Annotated in this window: 2 protein-coding genes; both read right to left on the bottom strand. The window is 32.2% G+C overall.

Annotated elements, in window-relative coordinates:
- The coding region (locus tag ACFQ13_RS03790) for an IS3 family transposase (RefSeq protein WP_386115112.1) at positions 1-667 on the bottom strand (667 nt) is incomplete at its 3' end.
- Complete coding sequence (locus tag ACFQ13_RS03785; protein ID WP_386114180.1) at positions 667-1,038, bottom strand: transposase; 372 nt, start codon at positions 1,036-1,038, stop codon at positions 667-669. The genes ACFQ13_RS03790 and ACFQ13_RS03785, both read right to left, overlap by 1 nt.
- Positions 1,039-1,181 lie beyond the last annotated feature (143 nt).

Below are 1,181 nucleotides of genomic sequence, written 5' to 3'. Positions count from 1 at the left end.
CATAACAATGATTTTCTTCTGTCATACTAATATCTATCTTTTTTCTTTTGAGTATTTGTGTGTATTGATTGCTGCAGTACTGTATTCCTCTGTCTGAATGATGATTGAGATGCTTAATGTTTTTAGCTTGATAAACAGCCTTATTTAGGGCTCTTACACATCCTTTAAGTTCCAAGCTGTCACTAATATCATAACCCACTATTTTTCGTGAATATATATCTGTTATTAGTGCTAAGTAACAAAAGCCTTTAATGGTTCTTATGTAGGTTATATCGCTTACCCAAACCTGATTTGGCCTTGTAATTTCCATATCTTTTACCAGGTTATTGTATTTATAAAAACGATGATAAGAGTTTGTAGTTCTGGCACTTGTTTTCTTTCTCAGTGTAAGCATATTATGCTTTATAAGCACACTAAATAAAGTGTCTCTTCCCACTTTAAGATTGGCTTTATAAAACTCATTCTCTAAAGATCTAATGAATTTACGCACACCTTCTCTAGGAAGGGATTTACGTTTTCTACTGACTATTTCTATAATCTGTTGTTCCAGTGTTAAACGCTTATCAGCTCTAGATTTGTATTTATAATACGCATCACGTTTAAGACCAAAACAACTTGTTATAGTTGATAAAGATGTAAATCCCTTAGATTTCTCTTTAGCTTTGATTAAGGCTTTATACTTAGCTTTTTTTTTAGTTCAGCTACAGATTTATAGCCTAAGTCTTCGGCTGCTACTTCAAGGTATGAATCTAATGCTAAAGTATCTAAATCCTTTTTAATCAGTAGTTTTTTAAGCTGTTCAATTTCCTTTTGAAGTGCTTTAATTCTAGATATTTCGTCTTTTGTTTCCACTTTTACTCTGGTGTTCATTAAGTCTTTACGATTGTACTTTTTAATCCACTCATTAACCGTTGTAGGAGCAATGGAGTAGAGTTTACAAAGTTCGCTCTTAGTGTGTTTACCGGTTGTAAGTTCGGCTAAAATTTTCAGTTTGAAAGGTTCTGAATACCGTCTGATTACTTTGTCATTTTTGTACATAATGTTTAAAATTATGTAGCCTTTATTCAGGACGGGGCATAATGTCTAGTCCTGAAATACGGCTACAGGTTAAAATTGGTTTTACGCTGATAATTTGTGTACCATATTAGGTGTTTTATAGTCTAAAGATAAATGTAATCTTA

This window comes from Winogradskyella rapida (assembly GCF_042675845.1).
In the GTDB taxonomy this organism is placed as follows: domain Bacteria; phylum Bacteroidota; class Bacteroidia; order Flavobacteriales; family Flavobacteriaceae; genus Winogradskyella; species Winogradskyella rapida.
Note: the sequence above shows the minus strand (reverse complement) of the source record. Positions and strands in the feature narration are given on the sequence as shown.

What these genes read in the sequence shown, in the direction of transcription:
- ACFQ13_RS03785 (WP_386114180.1), bottom strand. Translation starts at nt 1,038, where the DNA reads ATGTACAAAAATGACAAAGTAATCAGACGGTATTCAGAACCTTTCAAA.